Below are 14,581 nucleotides of genomic sequence, written 5' to 3'. Positions count from 1 at the left end.
GCCCCCGTTGGCACTGATCGCGATCAGGCCAACGGGGGCTTTTTAATTCAGCGGACTACCGATTAACGGTCGCCGTAGCTGCGGCGTGCGCCGTCGGTGCTGCGTGGGTTGCTGCCCTTGTAGCCGCCGCCGGTGGTGCTGCCTTCTTTGCGCGGTGCACCTGGCTTGCTGAAGGTGCGCTGGCCGGATGGCTTGGCGCCGCCACGGTTGTCGCCTGGTTTCCAGCCGCCTGGACGCGGGGACGAACGGGCTGCCGAAGCAGTCTTCTTAGGCTCGTAGCCTTCGATGACGTTGACCGGAATCAGCTGCTTGGTGAAGCGTTCGATACGCTTGACGTTCATGCCTTCAGCGTGGTTCACCAGCGAGATCGCCAGGCCATTGCGGCCAGCACGGCCGGTACGGCCGATGCGGTGGACGTAGTCTTCCGGGAACTTCGGCAGGTCGTAGTTGAACACGTGGGTGATGGTCGGCACGTCGATACCGCGAGCGGCAACGTCGGTGGCGATCAGGATCTTGACCTGGCCGCGGCGCAGGCTGTCCAGTGTGCGGTTACGGGCGCCCTGGTGCATGTCGCCATGCAGTGCGGCGGCCGAGAAACCGGCGATGTTCAGACGGTCGGCGATGGTGTCGGCGTCACGCTTGGTGGCGGTGAAGACCACGGCCTGGTCCAGCGAGTCGTCGCGCAGCAGGTGGTCCAGCAGGCGATTCTTGTGCGACAGGTCGTCGACGAAGTGAACGCGCTGGGTGATGTTTTCGTGCTTGTTGGCGGCGCTCAGGATCTGGATCACTTGCGGATCCTTGGTGATGCGGCGCGCCATGTTGCCGACGACGCCGTCCAGCGTGGCCGAGAACAGCATGGTCTGGCGGGTCGATGGAGTCGCTTCGACGATTTTTTCGATGTCGTCGATGAAGCCCATGTCCAGCATACGGTCGGCTTCGTCCAGCACCAGGATTTCCAGTTGCGAGAAGTCGATCTTGCCCGATTCCATGTGGTCGATCAGACGGCCTGGGGTTGCCACCAGAATCTCAGGATTCTTGGCCAGCAGTTGCATCTGTTTTGGGTAAGGCATACCGCCCAGGATCGACACGGCTTTCAGACGACGCAGGTTGACGCTGTACTTGTCGGTATTGGAGGTGACTTGCAGGGCCAGTTCGCGGGTTGGGGTCAACACCAGCATTTTTGGCTGTGCAGCTTTAAAACGTGGGCGCTCGCCACGGGCACGGGCGGCTTGCATTTCTTGATTCGGAGTCTTGCCGGCAGCTGCCGGGTCGATCTCGGACAAACGGTGCAGCGACGGCAGCATGAACGCTGCAGTCTTGCCGGAACCGGTTTGCGAGGAAACCAACAAGTCCTTGCCTGCGATAGCGGCAGGGATAGCCTGCTGCTGTACTGGAGTCGGCGCGGTGTAGCCGGCGTCGGTCAGGGCTTTAATGAGGGACGTGTTGAGACCAAGTGCTTCAAATGTCATGCTGTTCTTTCGTAAAAAACCGGCGTTCGTGCAAAAGCCGAACGCGAAATAGCTACGCCTACCAAAACGAAATGACTCAATCAAAATCGAAAGAAATTTCGGCACAAAAGCTTTGCGCCGGGACGGTGTCAGGTGCGACACCAAAGGCGGGAGGGCTTTAATAGCGACATCAGGGTGATGCGCTAAGGCTTGCGAAGCTGCTAGTAATACCTGGCTGATCAATCGGCGCTGCTCTTGTTGCAGCGCGCTCACTGCAGCGCACAGGCGACACTATACAGCAGTTACCCTGGTCTGTATAGGTCAATCCCAGTCTATTGTGCAGTGCCGCAGTTACTTTCGTGATAACTTTGTGTATTTGAGTGGAGCGGATGATGCAAATTCGATGGGGATGGATGGCGCTCATGTGCGCGGCGGCGCAGGCTGCGGCGGCGCCGGTGGAGGAGTTGAAGCCGGATCAACTGGCGGCGTACGTCGCCGGCCATGAGTATGTGGTGGTGCAGCTGACCTCGCCCGATCCGGGCTGCGGCTACTGCAAGGGCGCCGACAAGATTTTCGACCAGGCCGCCGCCGCGCCACACCGGCCGGCGCTGGCCTACGTGCGCGTGCAGTGGTCGCCGTGGCGCCAGATCCCCGATTTCGGCAAGCTGATGCCGGTGTATGGCGTGCCGATGCAGTATGTGTTCAACAAGGGCAAGCTGCTGGGCGATGTGAGTGGCCGGCCGGCGGGCGTGCAGGCTTTCCTGGCCAAGGTCGACGAGGTGATCGCCGATCCGCCCGCCAACCGTGTGGCCGTCGAGCCGGCCGCCGCCGCGCCGGAAACGCCGTCAGCGCCGCTCAGTGCCGCCGAGCAGGGCGCCTTGCGGCAGATGATACGGCGGGACGCCCTGAAGCTGGTCACCGGCATGTGCGCCAGCCGCTACACCGAACACGCCAAGACCTATCAGGATGCCTTGCAGGCCTGGAGCGGCGCGCGTCAGGCGGGCCTGAACCAGGGCGCCACGCTGATGCTGGCGCGCACCAGCCGCGCCGATGCGGCCGTCATGAGCAGGCTGGTGGACGAGGAGCAAAAGGCGATGCAAGCCTGGCATACGGGCAAGCTGGGCCTGTCCATGCAAGAAGCGCCGGCGATGGCCGATTGCGACAAGATCGCCGCCGGCCTGAAGGATTTGCCGTGAGTGTGTATGACTGGTCGAATTAGTCGCGCCCGGCTTGCAAAATGACAGTGTGCGTGCGGCTGCACAATTCGCATGCAACACTTGATGATGTGTAAATTGCAATTTATACTGTTCAGGTTGGAAGTCGCCTGGCAGTTGCGGGCCGCAACGTAACCAATCATCTCAGGGGAAAATCATGAAACTGAAATCGACCTTGCTGGCCGCTGCGCTGGCGCTGACCGCGCACGCTGGTGCGGCCGAGCTGATCACCAACGGCAGCTTTGAAGCCGGCGCCATCGTCGTCAACCACAGCGATCCTGGGGCGCAGCAGCTGCTGAGCGGCGACGGCGCTACGTTGGCTGGCTGGACCGTCATCGGCGGCAATGACATCGCCTGGATCGGCCTGGGCAATCCGTATTCGATCAACGCGTCGCAGGGCAATAACTTCCTCGACCTGACCGGCTGGCACGACCAGAGCGCCACCGGCGGCGGCGTCAAGCAGACCATCGCCACCACGGCGGGCGCGTCCTATACGCTGAGCTTCGACATCGGCAATTCGAGCAACTACAACTTCGGCAGCAACGACAGCCTGTTCGTCACGGCCGGCAATGTGGTGGGCCAGCAGGTCTGGACCTCGACCTCCAACCTGCCCAGCTCCTGGGACCATGTGACGATGTCCTTCGTGGCCAGCAGCGCGACCACCGACGTCTCGTTCGCCGGCGGCCAGGCCGTGTGGTACATCGGCCTGGACAATGTCAGCGTAACGGCTGCGGTACCGGAGCCATCGTCGGCGCTGATGCTGGGCGCCGGCCTGCTGGGCATGGCCGCCTGGCTGCGTCGCCGCCGCAGCTGAAAATCACGGGGGTCAAGTTTGACATTTGGACCCCCGAATGAAAAACGCCCTGCATGCAGGGCGTTTTGCTTGGGGGTAGTGGGACGCGGCTTAGGTGTAGTCTTCCGCGTTCAGGCCCATGACGTGCGAGAAGCCGCCGTCGACGTAGGTGATCTCGCCGGTGATGCCGGATGCCAGGTCGGACAGCATGAAGGCGGCGGTGTTGCCCACTTCTTCGATGGTGACGTTGCGGCGCAGCGGCGCGTGCGACGAGGCAAAGCCCAGCAGCTTGCCGAAGTCCTTGATGCCGGACGCGGCCAGGGTCTTGATCGGGCCGGCCGAGATGCCGTTGGCGCGGATGCCCAGCTTGCCCAGGTTTTCCGCCAGGTAGCGTACCGACGCTTCCAGCGATGCCTTGGCCAGGCCCATGGTGTTGTAGTAAGGGATGGCGCGCACCGCACCCAGGTACGACAAGGTCAGCAGCGACGAGCCTTCCTTCAGCAGCGGCAGCGCGGCCTTGGCCATGGCCGGGAAGCTGTAGGCCGAGATGTCGTGGGCGATGCGGAAGTTCTCGCGGGTCAGGCCGTCCAGGAACTCGCCGGCGATCGCTTCGCGCGGCGCGAAGCCGATCGCGTGCACCAGGCCGTCCAGCTGCGACCAGCTCTGGCCCAGGTCGGCGAACAGGGCGGCGATCTGCTCGTCGCTGCCGACGTCGCAGTCGTAGACCAGCTTGCTGTCGAATTCGGCGGCGAATTCGGTGATGCGGTCCTTGAAGCGTTCGCCGACGTAGGTGAACGCCAGTTCGGCGCCTTCGCGATGGCAGGCCTTGGCGATACCGTAAGCGATGGAACGGTTCGACAGCAAACCAGTGATGAGGATTTTTTTGCCTTGCAAGAACGCCATAGTGACTCCGATTGCAACTGCGCGCCGTGGCTTGCCCTGGTGGGCTGGCTGGCGACGTCAGTGGGGTTGTGTGTGTGTGAGAGGCGCGTTGCCGGCCGCTGCAAGACCAAGATTGTAGGGCGAGTAGGCCGCGACTGCAACCTTTGATCGCAGCCGCAGCCCCGGCGGCATGCGCTCAAACCGGGGCCGGGCCTCGCTTAATCGCGGTTTTTGTGGTGTTTGCCCTTGACGGCGTCACGCGAGACGCGCGCCTTGACCAGCGCCACCGGGCTGGACTTGGCGGTCTTGCCGCCCTTGGCCAGTTTGTAGCCGGCCTTGCTGGTGGTGCGCTCGCGCTCGGCTTCGAAGGCGACGGTGGCGTTGCGTTCCACTTCAGGCGAGATGTCGACGCTGGCCGAGGTCGAAATCTTCGGCACCAGGATGGTGGAGCCGGCTTTCAACAGGCTTTTCTGCGGGATGTTGTTGGCCTGGCGTATCACTTCCGGCGTGGTGTGGAAGCGCGAGGCCAGCGTGCCGATGCTTTCGCGGGCGGTGGTGATCTTGTGCGTGGTCCAGGTCGACAGGTCCTTGCCCCATTGCGCCAGGTTAAGGTGGAACTTGTCGGCGTTTTCCTTGGGCAGCAGGATCTTGGTCTGCTCGTCGCCGGTGATGACCGGACGCTTGAACTGCGGGTTCAGCGCCTTGAACTCGTCGACCGACAGCTCGGCCAGGTGGGCGGCGATGGTCAGGTCGATGTCGCTGGTCTTGTCGACGGCGGTGAAGTAGGGCGTGTTGTCGATGGCCGGCAGGTTCAGGCCGTACTGGGCCGGATTGGCGATGATGTTCTTCACCGCCTGCAGCTTGGGCACGTAGTTGCGGGTTTCGGCCGGCATCAGCTCGGCCAGGCTTTCGAAGTCGGTCGGCTTGCCGGCGGCCTGGTTGCGCTTGATGGCCTTCTGCACCGAGCCTTCGCCCCAGTTGTAGGCGGCCAGCGCCAGTTGCCAGTCGCCGAACATGTCGTACAGCCGCTGCAGGTAGCTCAGTGCGGCGTCGGTCGAGGCCAACACGCCGCGGCGCTCGTCCTTGAAGGCGTCCTGCTTGAGGTTGTAGTCGCGGCCGGTGCCCGGCACGAACTGCCACATGCCGGCGGCGTTGGCGCTGGACAGGGCTTGCGGGTTGAACGCGGATTCGATGAAGGGCAGCAGCGCCAGTTCGGTCGGCATGCCGCGCTTTTCCAGCTCGGTGACGACGTGGAACAGGTAGCGCGAGGCGCGCGCCGTGGTGCGACCGATGTAGTCGGGACGGGCGGCATACCAGTTGACGTGCTTGGCCACCAGCTCGTTGCTGATGTCCGGAATGGCGTAGCCGCTGCGGATGCGGCCCCAGACGTCTTTTTCGCGGAAAGCATCATCCTCGGCTGCTTTGGCCGGCTTGTTGGCTTTCAGGGAGGAGACATCGAGGGGAGCGGACGACTTGGGAAGGGCGTTGGGCAGGGCGGACAGCGGCAGGGACGCCGCCGGCGGCAGGCCCGGGGCTTCATCGTAGGCCTGGCTGATCGTCGGCGCCATCAGGGCCAGCAGGGTCGCCAAGGCGGCGGATTTAGAAATACGTGCTTGCATAGTTTTCCATTGTTATCGACGAACAACATCGAGCGGACTATGAATAAACGTGGAGTGTACGAAGGTCGGGTTTGCGAGTCAAGAAATATGTCAGGTCGATGACTAATTCTTTTAAGCAATAATTCTATGTAAATAAGCCGGAGATCGCTGCAAAATGGCTGAAGTATGAGTTCGCGCCAAGAGTGCGTACAATTCTGCTTTTGAGCAGTCACCAAGGAATTGAACTATGAGTAAGCCCGCCATCGATCACGACGCCGTCATCGCCGAGACCGTCAACTGGATGGAGAAGGCCGTGATCGGCCTGAACCTGTGTCCGTTTGCCAAGGCCGTGCATGTGAAAAAGCAGATCCGCTACGTGGTCTGCGAGGCCGCCACGCCGGAAGAATTGCTGGCAACGCTGATAGACGAGCTGGAACACCTGGCCGAGACTTCGCCGGAAAAGGTCGACACGACCATGATCATCCACCCGAACGTGCTGGCCGACTTCGAAGACTACAACGAGTTCCTGGACGTGGCCGACGCCGCGCTGGAAGACCTGGAGCTGGACGGCATCCTGCAGGTGGCCAGCTTCCATCCGGACTACCAATTCGCCGACACCCACAAGAACGATATCGAGAATTACACCAACCGCGCGCCGTACCCGACGCTGCACCTGCTGCGCGAGGACAGCGTGGAACGCGCGGTCGAGGCTTTCCCGGAAGCGGGCGACATCTTCGAGAAGAACATCGAGACGCTGCGCGCCCTGGGCCATGACGGCTGGGACAAGCTGATGCAGGTGAAATGATGGCCGACCTGCCGGTACGGCCGGATACGCCCTGCGTGGCGGTGTGCTCGACCACCTTCGACGAGATCTGCCGCGGTTGCGGCAGGTCGGTGGTCGAGGTGGCGCACTGGGTGTCGATGAACGCCGAGCAGAAGGAGCTGGTGTGGCAGCGCATCCTGGCGCAGGGCTACCCGCGCCGGAATACGTAAACCCCGCAAGCATGGGGTCAGACCCCGTACGGGGTCTGACCCCGGTGTGGCCCGGGGTGGGTATTAATAAGTGCCGATGAAGTTCTTCTTGCCGATGTCCAGGCCGTTGTGGCGCAGGATGTCGTAAGCCGTGGTGGCGTGGAAGAAGAAGTGCGGCAGCGCGTAGTGGAACAGATAGCTCTGGCCGGTGAAGTGCTTGGTCTTCTCGCCGCTGCCGGTGGTGATTTCGCGGGTCTCGCTGCCTTCGATGGCGCTGGCCGGCACGCTGTCGATGTAGGCCAGGGTCTTGACGATGCGCTCTTTCAGTTCGGCGAAGCTGGTTTCGGTGTCTTCGTACGACGGCACTTCCAGGCCGCCCAGGCGGGCTGCGGCGCCTTTCGAGAAGTCGCAGGCGATCTGGATCTGGCGGGTGAATGGCAGCATGTCCGGGAACAGGCGGAACTGCAGCAGCGCGTTAGGCTCGATCTTTTTCTCGGCGGCGTGGGTTTCAGCCTTGTCGAGGATGACCAGCAGGCTGTTCAGAATTTGCTTGAACACGGGAATGGAGGCGGAATACATGGAGAAAGTGGTCATGGCAAGGCCCTCTGTTGAATTGAGCCGCGATGATAGCCTGCCTGTGGGTTTTTTGCTTGGCCCATGACTTTTCGATGCATTTCCGTGCATAATTCCAGTTAGTAAGCTTAAAGTTTGCGCGACTAACCAATTTTAAACAGATGATGCAAACTTATCACTACAACGTACCGGTGCATGACTAGCACCACGGGCACCCTCTACCAGCGGATGCGTACCCGGCTCAGCGCCCTGTACGGTCTATCGATCTATGGTGCGCTGTTGCTGGTGGTGTTTGGCGGCCTGGTGATCCCTGCCATCATCGGCAGCTATCTGCTGATCGGCGTGCACGAGCAGCAGTCGGCGCGCGCCACGCTGAAGGATTCGCTGCAGCGCAACGCCGACATCCTGGCGCTGGGCATGCAGGAATCGCTGTGGAACATGAATGCCGAGTCGGCCCATTCGCTGGTCGAATCGGTGATGCGCGACCAGTCGGTGCTGCAGGTGGAGGTGGTCGGCCAGGCCGACACCCAGTTCATGAGCGTGCATTCGCCGCGCCGGGCGACCGGCAATGTGTTCCGCGCCGAGCGCGAGATCCTGGTGCGCGGCGAGCGCATCGGCCGCATCACGGTCGAGATGGACGACGCCCGCAGCCAGCAGGAGCTGCGCGAGAAGCAGCTGTCCTATGTGTTTGTGCTGGCCGGGCAGCTGATGGTGTCGCTGCTGCTGATCGTGCTGTTCCTCAATTCCCGCCTGATCAAGCCGCTGCGCAAGCTGATGCGCTTCTCCGACCGCCTGTCGCACGGCGATTTCGAAACCCGGCTGGACCTGGTCGGCAACGACGAGCTGGGCCGCCTGGCCGGCCAGTTGGAGCAGATGCGGGTGGCGATCAAGCGCCTGTTCGAGGACATCGGCCAGCGCGAGGAGCGCTTCCGCACCATCGTCACGCAGGTGCCGGGCGCGGTGTTCCGCTTCCGTCCCGACGGCCCGATCGATTTCGTCTCCGACGCCATCGAGGAGATCTCCGGCTACTCGGCCGCGCAGTTCATGCGCAGCACCACCCATTCGTGGACCAACCTGATCGCGCCGGAAGACCGCAAGAAGCAGCGCCGCGCGGTGTCCGAGGCGATCCGCGGGGCCCAGCCCTACGAGGTCGAATACCGCATCCTGGACGCCGCCGGCACCGAGCGCTGGGTGGCCGAGAACGGCCAGCCGCAGCCGCACGACGGCGACGGCAACGCGCCCTGGGTGGACGGCATCATCTCCGACATCAGCCAGCGCAAGCACAACGAGATGCGCATCGAGGCGCTGCTGGCCGAGCAGAGCGCGATCCTGGACAATGTGATGTTCGGCGTGATGTTCGTGCGTAACCGCCAGATCGTCTCGGTCAACCGCCGCTGCGAGGAGCTGTTCGGCTACGAGCCTGGCGCCATGACCGGCGCCTCGACCGCCATCGTGTTCCCCAACTCCTTCGATTTCGAATCGGCCGGCGCGCGCCAGTATCCGTCGCTGTCGGAAGGCGACTACTTCAACGAAGAGCGCCACTACCGCCGCAAGGACGGCAGCCTGTTCTGGTGCATGGTCAGCGGCTACGCGCTGGACAACAAGCGCGCCAACGAGGGCAGCATCTGGGTGTATGCCGACATCACCGCGCGCAAGGAAGCGGAAGAGAAGCTGCGCCTGTCCGCCACCGTGATCGAGCACATCGCCGACGGCGTGGTGGTGCTCGACGCCCAAGGCACCATCGTCGCGGTCAATCCGGCCTTCACGCAGATCACCGGCTACACCGAGCAGGAGGCGCTGGGCCACGACCACACGCTGACACGCTCCGGCCGCCACGACGCGGAATTCTATGACGCCATGTGGCAGGAGCAGGTGGAAAAAGGCTTCTGGCGCGGCGAGATCTGGAACCGGCGCAAGAACGGCGAGCTGTATCTGGAATGGCTGACGGTGAGCGCGGTGCGCGACACCCGTGGCGAGGCCACGCACTACGTCGGCGTGTTCAGCGACATCACCAAGGCCAAGGAATCGCAGGAAAAGCTGGACCACCTGGCGCACCACGATCCGCTGACCGCGCTGCCGAACCGCCTGCTGTTCCACGACCGCCTGCAGCACGCCCTGCTGCGCGCCGCGCGCGACGGCGAGCAGCTGGCGCTGCTGTTCATCGACCTGGATCGCTTCAAGAACGTCAACGACACGCTGGGCCACCACATCGGCGACGAGCTGCTCAAGCAGGTCGCCAAGGCCCTGCACGAGCGCCTGCGCGAGGGCGATACGCTGGCGCGCCTGGGCGGCGACGAATTTATCGTGCTGCTGGAGAATATCGAGAACCAGTTCGGCGCCAGCCAGGTCGCCGAGAAGCTGGTGCAGATGTTCGAGCAGCCGTTCATGGTGGCCGGCCACGAGCTGTTCGTCACCTGCAGCGTCGGCATCAGCGTGTTCCCGGAGGACGCGGTCGACCTGAACATGCTGATACGGAATGCCGACGTGGCGATGTACCAGGCCAAGGCGCGCGGCCGCAACGGCTACAGCTTCTACACGCCGTCGATGACGGGCGAGGGCGTCGAGCGCCTGCGGCTGGAGACCTTCCTGCGCCGCTCGATCGAGAAGGACGAGATCTTCCTCAACTATCAGCCGCAGGTGGAAATCGATACCGGCCGCCTGATCGGGGTGGAGGCGCTGGTGCGCTGGAACCATCCGGAACTGGGCCTGATCCCGCCGATCCGCTTCATCCCGCTGGCCGAGGATACGGGCTTCATCAACCAGCTGGGCAAGTGGGTGCTGGAAGAGGCCTGCCGCCAGATGATGCGCTGGCAGGAGGCCGGCCTGCACGTGCCGAAGATGGCGGTCAACCTGTCGGCCAAGCAGTTCGAGCGCGGCAGCATCGTCAACATGGTGGCCGACATCCTGCACGAAACCGGGCTGGCGCCGGACCGCCTGCAGCTGGAGGTGACGGAGTCTGTGATCATGAACACCGGCGACGCCATGGTCTTCATCAACGACCTGCATTCGATCGGCGTGGGCCTGGCGATCGACGATTTCGGCACCGGCTATTCGTCGCTGGCCTACCTGAAGCAGCTGCCGGTGCAGACCTTGAAGATCGACCGTTCCTTCATCAAGGACATCTCGACCGACGTCAACGACGAGGCGATCGCCATCGCGATTATCCAGCTGGGCAAGAGCATGAACCTGTCGGTGATCGCGGAGGGCGTGGAGACCGAGGAACAGGCGGCCTTCCTGCTGCGCCACGGCTGCCGTCTGGCGCAGGGCTACTTCTACAGCAAGCCGGTGGCAGCGCAGGACTTGCTGACACGCTGGCATCAACCATAAACAAGGGACACCCCAGTGCCATCGTTAAAAAAAACCCGCAGGCGTTTTATTTTAGGCGGCGTGGCCGCGGTCGGCGCGCTGGTGGTGGGCTGGGGAGTGCTGCCGCCGAGGCAGCGCCTGCACGCTTCGCATCCGATGCAGCTGGGCGCTTCGATCGCGCTCAATGGCTGGGTCGCCGTGGCGCCCGACGGCACCGTCAGTGTGGCCATGGCGCGCAGCGAGATGGGGCAGGGCGTGCATACCGCCTTGCCGATGCTGGTCGCGGAAGAGATGGACGTGCCGCTGTCGGCGGTACGGCTGGTGCAGGCGCCGGCCGATAAAATCTACGGCAATATCGCGATGCTCAAGGATGGCCTGCCGTTCCACCCGGACGACAACGGCGACCTGAAAGCGGTGGTCAGCTGGACCGTCGGCAAGGTGGCGCGCGAGCTGGGGCTGGTCATCACCGGCGGCTCCTCCAGCGTCAAGGATGCGTGGCAGCCGATGCGCGAAGCCGGAGCCGCCGCGCGCGCGATGCTGGTCGCCGCCGCCGCCAAGCAGTGGAATGCGCGCGTGCAGGACTGCCGCACCGAAGACGGCGCCGTCATCCATGCCGACGGCCGGCGCCTGGCCTATGGCGCGCTGGCGGTTGCCGCCGCCACCGCGTCGCCGGGCGAGATTCGCCTGAAGTCGCCCAAGGATTTCAAGCTGATCGGCCGCGCCCAGCCGCGCCGCGACACGCCGTCCAAGGTGAACGGCACGGCGGTGTTCGGCCTCGACGTGCGTCCCGAGGGCATGGTGTATGCGGCGGTGCGCATGTCGCCGGTGATCGGCGGCACGGTCGCCAGCGTCAACGCGGATGCGGTGATGAAGATGCCGGGCGTGATGCGGGTGGTCGACTTTTCCAGCGCGCTGCCGGCCAGGACCGGCGCCGGCGCCGGCGTGGCGGTGGTGGCCAAGACCTGGTGGCAGGCCAGGCAGGCCGCGCTGGCCTTGCCGGTGCAGTGGTCCACCGACGAGCGGGGCAGTATGTCGAGCGCCGCCATCTACGCGGAGTTCGCGGCCAGGCTGGATGCGGAATCGGGCCATGCCTACTACAAGGATGGCGACATGGACGCGGTGGAGGGCAAGGTTGCCGGCGTCGCCAAAACCCTGGCGGCGGAATATCGCGCGCCCTATCTGGCGCATGCGGCGATGGAGCCGGTCAACTGCACGGCGCAGGTCAAGGACGGCTTTGTGTACCTGTGGGCGCCGACGCAGTCGCCCGGTTTTGCGGTGGAGACGGCGGCGAAGGTGGCCGGCGTCCCGGCGGACAAAGTGGTGCTGGTGGTGACCCTGCTGGGCGGCGGCTTCGGACGGCGGCTGGACGTGGACATGGTGGCGCAGGTGGTGGCGCTGGCCAAGGAGACGCGCGGCTTGCCGGTGCAGATGATCTGGTCGCGCGAGGACGATACCACGCACGACGTGTATCGCCCGGCGGCGCTGGCGCGCTTCAGCGCCAGCCTGGATGCGGCGGGCAATGTGCTGGGCTACGACAACAAGTCGGCCAGCGGTTCGGTGTCGCACCAATTCTTCAAGCGTAACCTGGGCTTGCCGGCCGCTGGGCCGGACAAGACCACGGCCGAAGGCGAGTTCGATATGCAGTACGAGTTCGCCAACCAGCGTGTCCGCCATGTGATCGTCGATAGTCCGGTGCCGCTGGGGTATTGGCGTTCGGTCGGGCATTCGCACAACGCGTTTTTCAAAGAGAGCTTTATCGACGAACTGGCGCATGCGGCGGGCAAGGACAGCGTGGCGTTCCGGCGCGGCTTGCTGAAGCGGCATCCGCGCCATCTGGCGGTGCTGGATGCGGCGGTGGCCAAGGCCGGCGTCGCGCCGGCGGGGCGCGCGCATGGCGTGGCGCTGCACCAGTCGTTCGGCACCATCGTCGCGCAGGTGGCGGAGGTGTCGGTCGAGGGCGCGGAGATTCGCGTGCACCGGGTGGTGTGCGCGGTCGATTGCGGCATCGCCGTCAATCCCAATATCATCGCGCAGCAGGTGGAATCGGCGGTGGTGTTCGGGCTGTCGGCTGCCCTGTTTGGCGCGGTGACGATCAAGGACGGCAAGGTCGAACAGACCAACTTCCATGACTATCCGGTGGTACGCATGAACCAGGCGCCCGAGGTGGAGACCATCATCATGCCGAGCGCCGAGCATCCCGAAGGCATGGGCGAACCGGCCACGCCGCCGATTGCGCCGGCGGTGGCCAACGCGGTGTTCAAACTGACCGGCAAGCGCCTGCGCAGCCTGCCGCTGACGCTGTGAAGGAGCTGCGCTTCAAAGTGTTCGGCCGGCTGATCGCCGTCAGCGGCGGGCAGGGTGCGTGGCGGGCGTTCTACTTCGGCGCCGAAGGCAAGCGCCGCCCTGCGGATTTCGTCGTGCCGGGCGAGCTTGCGGAGCATGAGCTGTGCGAGTACCTGGCTGACCTGTTTCACGAAGACGCCACGCCGCGCAATCACTCGGCTGTGCAGATATCCTAGCTGGCAATCAGGCCACTGCTGAAGCGTGGGGCTCGGATTTGAGTTGACACGTCACGTATGAGTTGCCGCTCCACGAAAATCCGTATGCACACAAATAGTCCGAAACAGCTTCGCTGTTAGTAAGCGGAGTCGTCGATATTTAGCAAATCGCCCAGTTGCTCTTTGCTCCATGCCCCTTTCGTAAGCCTCCAGAACACCACAACCGTGATAACCACGGCCGTGCCGATAGCAAAATAATTTTCGTAATCATCTAAACGGCCAAGTGTTGGGCCGCCAGTTGATCGTAATGCAGAACAAACAATCAGATATGCCACACCACCAATCGCTCCAGCAGCAAGGATTCGAAAAGCGGTAGTCATGAAAGAGAACTTCTTATGCATGTTGCGCCTTTCTGTGCGTCTGCTTTTGGCTGCGGATTCAATTGGTGGTTGCAACACTCTAACCTAAATGCATACACATGAGGAGTGTTGACGTAATCACTCGGCGGTGCAACTCACGTCCGGTTGACAGACGAGCCGCCATCCACCCTCAGGTTCGATCCCGTGGTGAAGCTCGATGCGTCGGAGGCCAGGTAGAGCGCCGAGCGGGCGATCTCCTCCGGCAGTGCCAAGCGTTTGAGCGCGTGCAGGCCTTCGACGAAGGCGCGTGCTTCGGGCGTGTTGGCGGTGGCGCGGCCCATCGGCGTGTCGGTGCCGCCGGGTAGCAGCGCGTTGGCGCGTATGCCGTGGGCTCCATACTCGACGGCGATGACCTGCATCAGGCCGATCAAGCCGGCCTTGCTGGCGGCATACGCGCCCATGCCAGGGAAGCCGATCGTGCTGCCGACGACGGTCGAGGTAAAGATGATGGAGCCTCCGCCGCGTTTGATCATGGCCGGCAACTGATATTTCGCGCCGAGGAAGGCGCTGGTCAGGTTGATGTCGAGCGTGGCCTGCCAGGAGTCGATGGAAGTGTCGGACACTGGCGCGGCGTCGCCCGTTGTGCCGGCGTTGTTGAAGGCGATATCGAGTCCACCGAAGCGGCCGACCGCCGTTTCCACCAGTGCGCGCGCGAGCTGCTCGTCCCGGATGTCTCCGGCGACGGCGATCGCCTCGCCGCCATCCCGTTCGATGTCTGCGACCAGCGCGTTGAGTTCGGCCTGGCGGCGCGCAGTCACGACCACCCTGGCACCTTCACGCGCAAATAACCTGGCCGTCTCGTATCCAATGCCTGAACTTGCGCCGGTGACGATCGCCACTTTTCCTGATAGCTGATGCATGGAATTTTCCTTTTGCTG

13 protein-coding genes are annotated in these 14,581 nt (G+C 63.5%); 7 read left to right on the top strand and 6 right to left on the bottom strand.

The genetic code is table 11. The features are described from left to right. Nucleotides 1–62: 62 nt before the first annotated feature. On the bottom strand, nucleotides 63–1,469 hold the full coding sequence (locus V6M89_RS24400; RefSeq protein WP_332855628.1) for a DEAD/DEAH box helicase: 1,407 nt from the start codon (nucleotides 1,467–1,469) through the stop codon (nucleotides 63–65). A 368-nt stretch (nucleotides 1,470–1,837) separates the two neighbouring features. Here V6M89_RS24400 and V6M89_RS24395 point away from each other — a divergent pair, with 368 nt between their 5' ends. Beyond that, nucleotides 1,838–2,644 carry a thioredoxin family protein gene (locus V6M89_RS24395; protein WP_332855627.1) on the top strand — a complete coding sequence of 269 codons (807 nt, stop codon included), beginning with the start codon at nucleotides 1,838–1,840 and terminating at the stop codon, nucleotides 2,642–2,644. Between the two features lie 175 nt (nucleotides 2,645–2,819). Then, complete coding sequence (locus V6M89_RS24390; RefSeq protein ID WP_332855626.1) at nucleotides 2,820–3,476, top strand: DUF642 domain-containing protein; 657 nt, start codon at nucleotides 2,820–2,822, stop codon at nucleotides 3,474–3,476. A gap of 90 nt (nucleotides 3,477–3,566) precedes the next feature. Here the strand turns inward: V6M89_RS24390 and fabI are convergent, their stop codons facing one another. Together fabI and V6M89_RS24380 are read right to left on the bottom strand one after the other, a co-directional pair. Continuing rightward, nucleotides 3,567–4,358, bottom strand: coding sequence for an enoyl-ACP reductase FabI (gene fabI / locus V6M89_RS24385; protein WP_332855625.1), 792 nt, complete (start codon nucleotides 4,356–4,358; stop codon nucleotides 3,567–3,569). A 197-nt stretch (nucleotides 4,359–4,555) separates the two neighbouring features. Then, a complete protein-coding gene (locus V6M89_RS24380) occupies nucleotides 4,556–5,956 on the bottom strand; it encodes a transglycosylase SLT domain-containing protein (RefSeq protein ID WP_332855624.1) in 1,401 nt (466 codons plus the stop codon). A 226-nt stretch (nucleotides 5,957–6,182) separates the two neighbouring features. Between V6M89_RS24380 and V6M89_RS24375 the strand changes: the two genes are divergently transcribed. Together V6M89_RS24375 and V6M89_RS24370 are read left to right on the top strand one after the other, a co-directional pair. After that, the gene (locus tag V6M89_RS24375) at nucleotides 6,183–6,740 is read left to right on the top strand and encodes a DUF1415 domain-containing protein (RefSeq protein ID WP_332855623.1); all 558 of its coding nucleotides are present in this window, start codon (nucleotides 6,183–6,185) and stop codon (nucleotides 6,738–6,740) included. Then, complete coding sequence (locus V6M89_RS24370; protein WP_116989744.1) at nucleotides 6,740–6,928, top strand: DUF1289 domain-containing protein; 189 nt, start codon at nucleotides 6,740–6,742, stop codon at nucleotides 6,926–6,928. Before V6M89_RS24375 ends, V6M89_RS24370 begins: the two co-directional genes overlap by 1 nt. A gap of 63 nt (nucleotides 6,929–6,991) precedes the next feature. On the opposite strand, the gene V6M89_RS24365 is transcribed toward V6M89_RS24370, so the two are convergent. After that, nucleotides 6,992–7,501 (bottom strand): DUF1993 domain-containing protein, encoded by a 510-nt coding sequence (locus V6M89_RS24365; RefSeq protein ID WP_020706036.1) that lies wholly within the window; start codon nucleotides 7,499–7,501, stop codon nucleotides 6,992–6,994. Between the two features lie 174 nt (nucleotides 7,502–7,675). Here V6M89_RS24365 and V6M89_RS24360 point away from each other — a divergent pair, with 174 nt between their 5' ends. Genes V6M89_RS24360 through V6M89_RS24350 form a run of 3 tightly spaced genes read left to right on the top strand, consistent with a single transcriptional unit; the run spans nucleotide 7,676 to nucleotide 13,305 of the window. After that, nucleotides 7,676–10,807: an EAL domain-containing protein gene (locus V6M89_RS24360; RefSeq protein ID WP_332855622.1), complete on the top strand. Its 3,132-nt coding sequence runs from the start codon at nucleotides 7,676–7,678 to the stop codon at nucleotides 10,805–10,807. Nucleotides 10,808–10,867: 60 nt separating this feature from the next. Next, nucleotides 10,868–13,090: a xanthine dehydrogenase family protein molybdopterin-binding subunit gene (locus V6M89_RS24355; RefSeq protein ID WP_332855688.1), complete on the top strand. Its 2,223-nt coding sequence runs from the start codon at nucleotides 10,868–10,870 to the stop codon at nucleotides 13,088–13,090. Further along, nucleotides 13,087–13,305 carry a DUF7661 family protein gene (locus tag V6M89_RS24350; protein WP_332855621.1) on the top strand — a complete coding sequence of 73 codons (219 nt, stop codon included), beginning with the start codon at nucleotides 13,087–13,089 and terminating at the stop codon, nucleotides 13,303–13,305. Before V6M89_RS24355 ends, V6M89_RS24350 begins: the two co-directional genes overlap by 4 nt. A 116-nt stretch (nucleotides 13,306–13,421) precedes the next feature. On the opposite strand, the gene V6M89_RS24345 is transcribed toward V6M89_RS24350, so the two are convergent. Then, complete coding sequence (locus tag V6M89_RS24345; protein ID WP_332855620.1) at nucleotides 13,422–13,685, bottom strand: hypothetical protein; 264 nt, start codon at nucleotides 13,683–13,685, stop codon at nucleotides 13,422–13,424. A gap of 113 nt (nucleotides 13,686–13,798) precedes the next feature. Then, nucleotides 13,799–14,563, bottom strand: coding sequence for an SDR family oxidoreductase (locus V6M89_RS24340; protein WP_332855619.1), 765 nt, complete (start codon nucleotides 14,561–14,563; stop codon nucleotides 13,799–13,801). Nucleotides 14,564–14,581: the final 18 nt, after the last annotated feature.

The sequence above is a fragment of the Duganella sp. S19_KUP01_CR8 genome (assembly GCF_036688705.1).
In the GTDB taxonomy this organism is placed as follows: domain Bacteria; phylum Pseudomonadota; class Gammaproteobacteria; order Burkholderiales; family Burkholderiaceae_D; genus Rugamonas.
The sequence above is the reverse complement of the archived record's forward strand: the minus strand, read 5'-3'. Positions and strand labels throughout refer to the sequence as shown.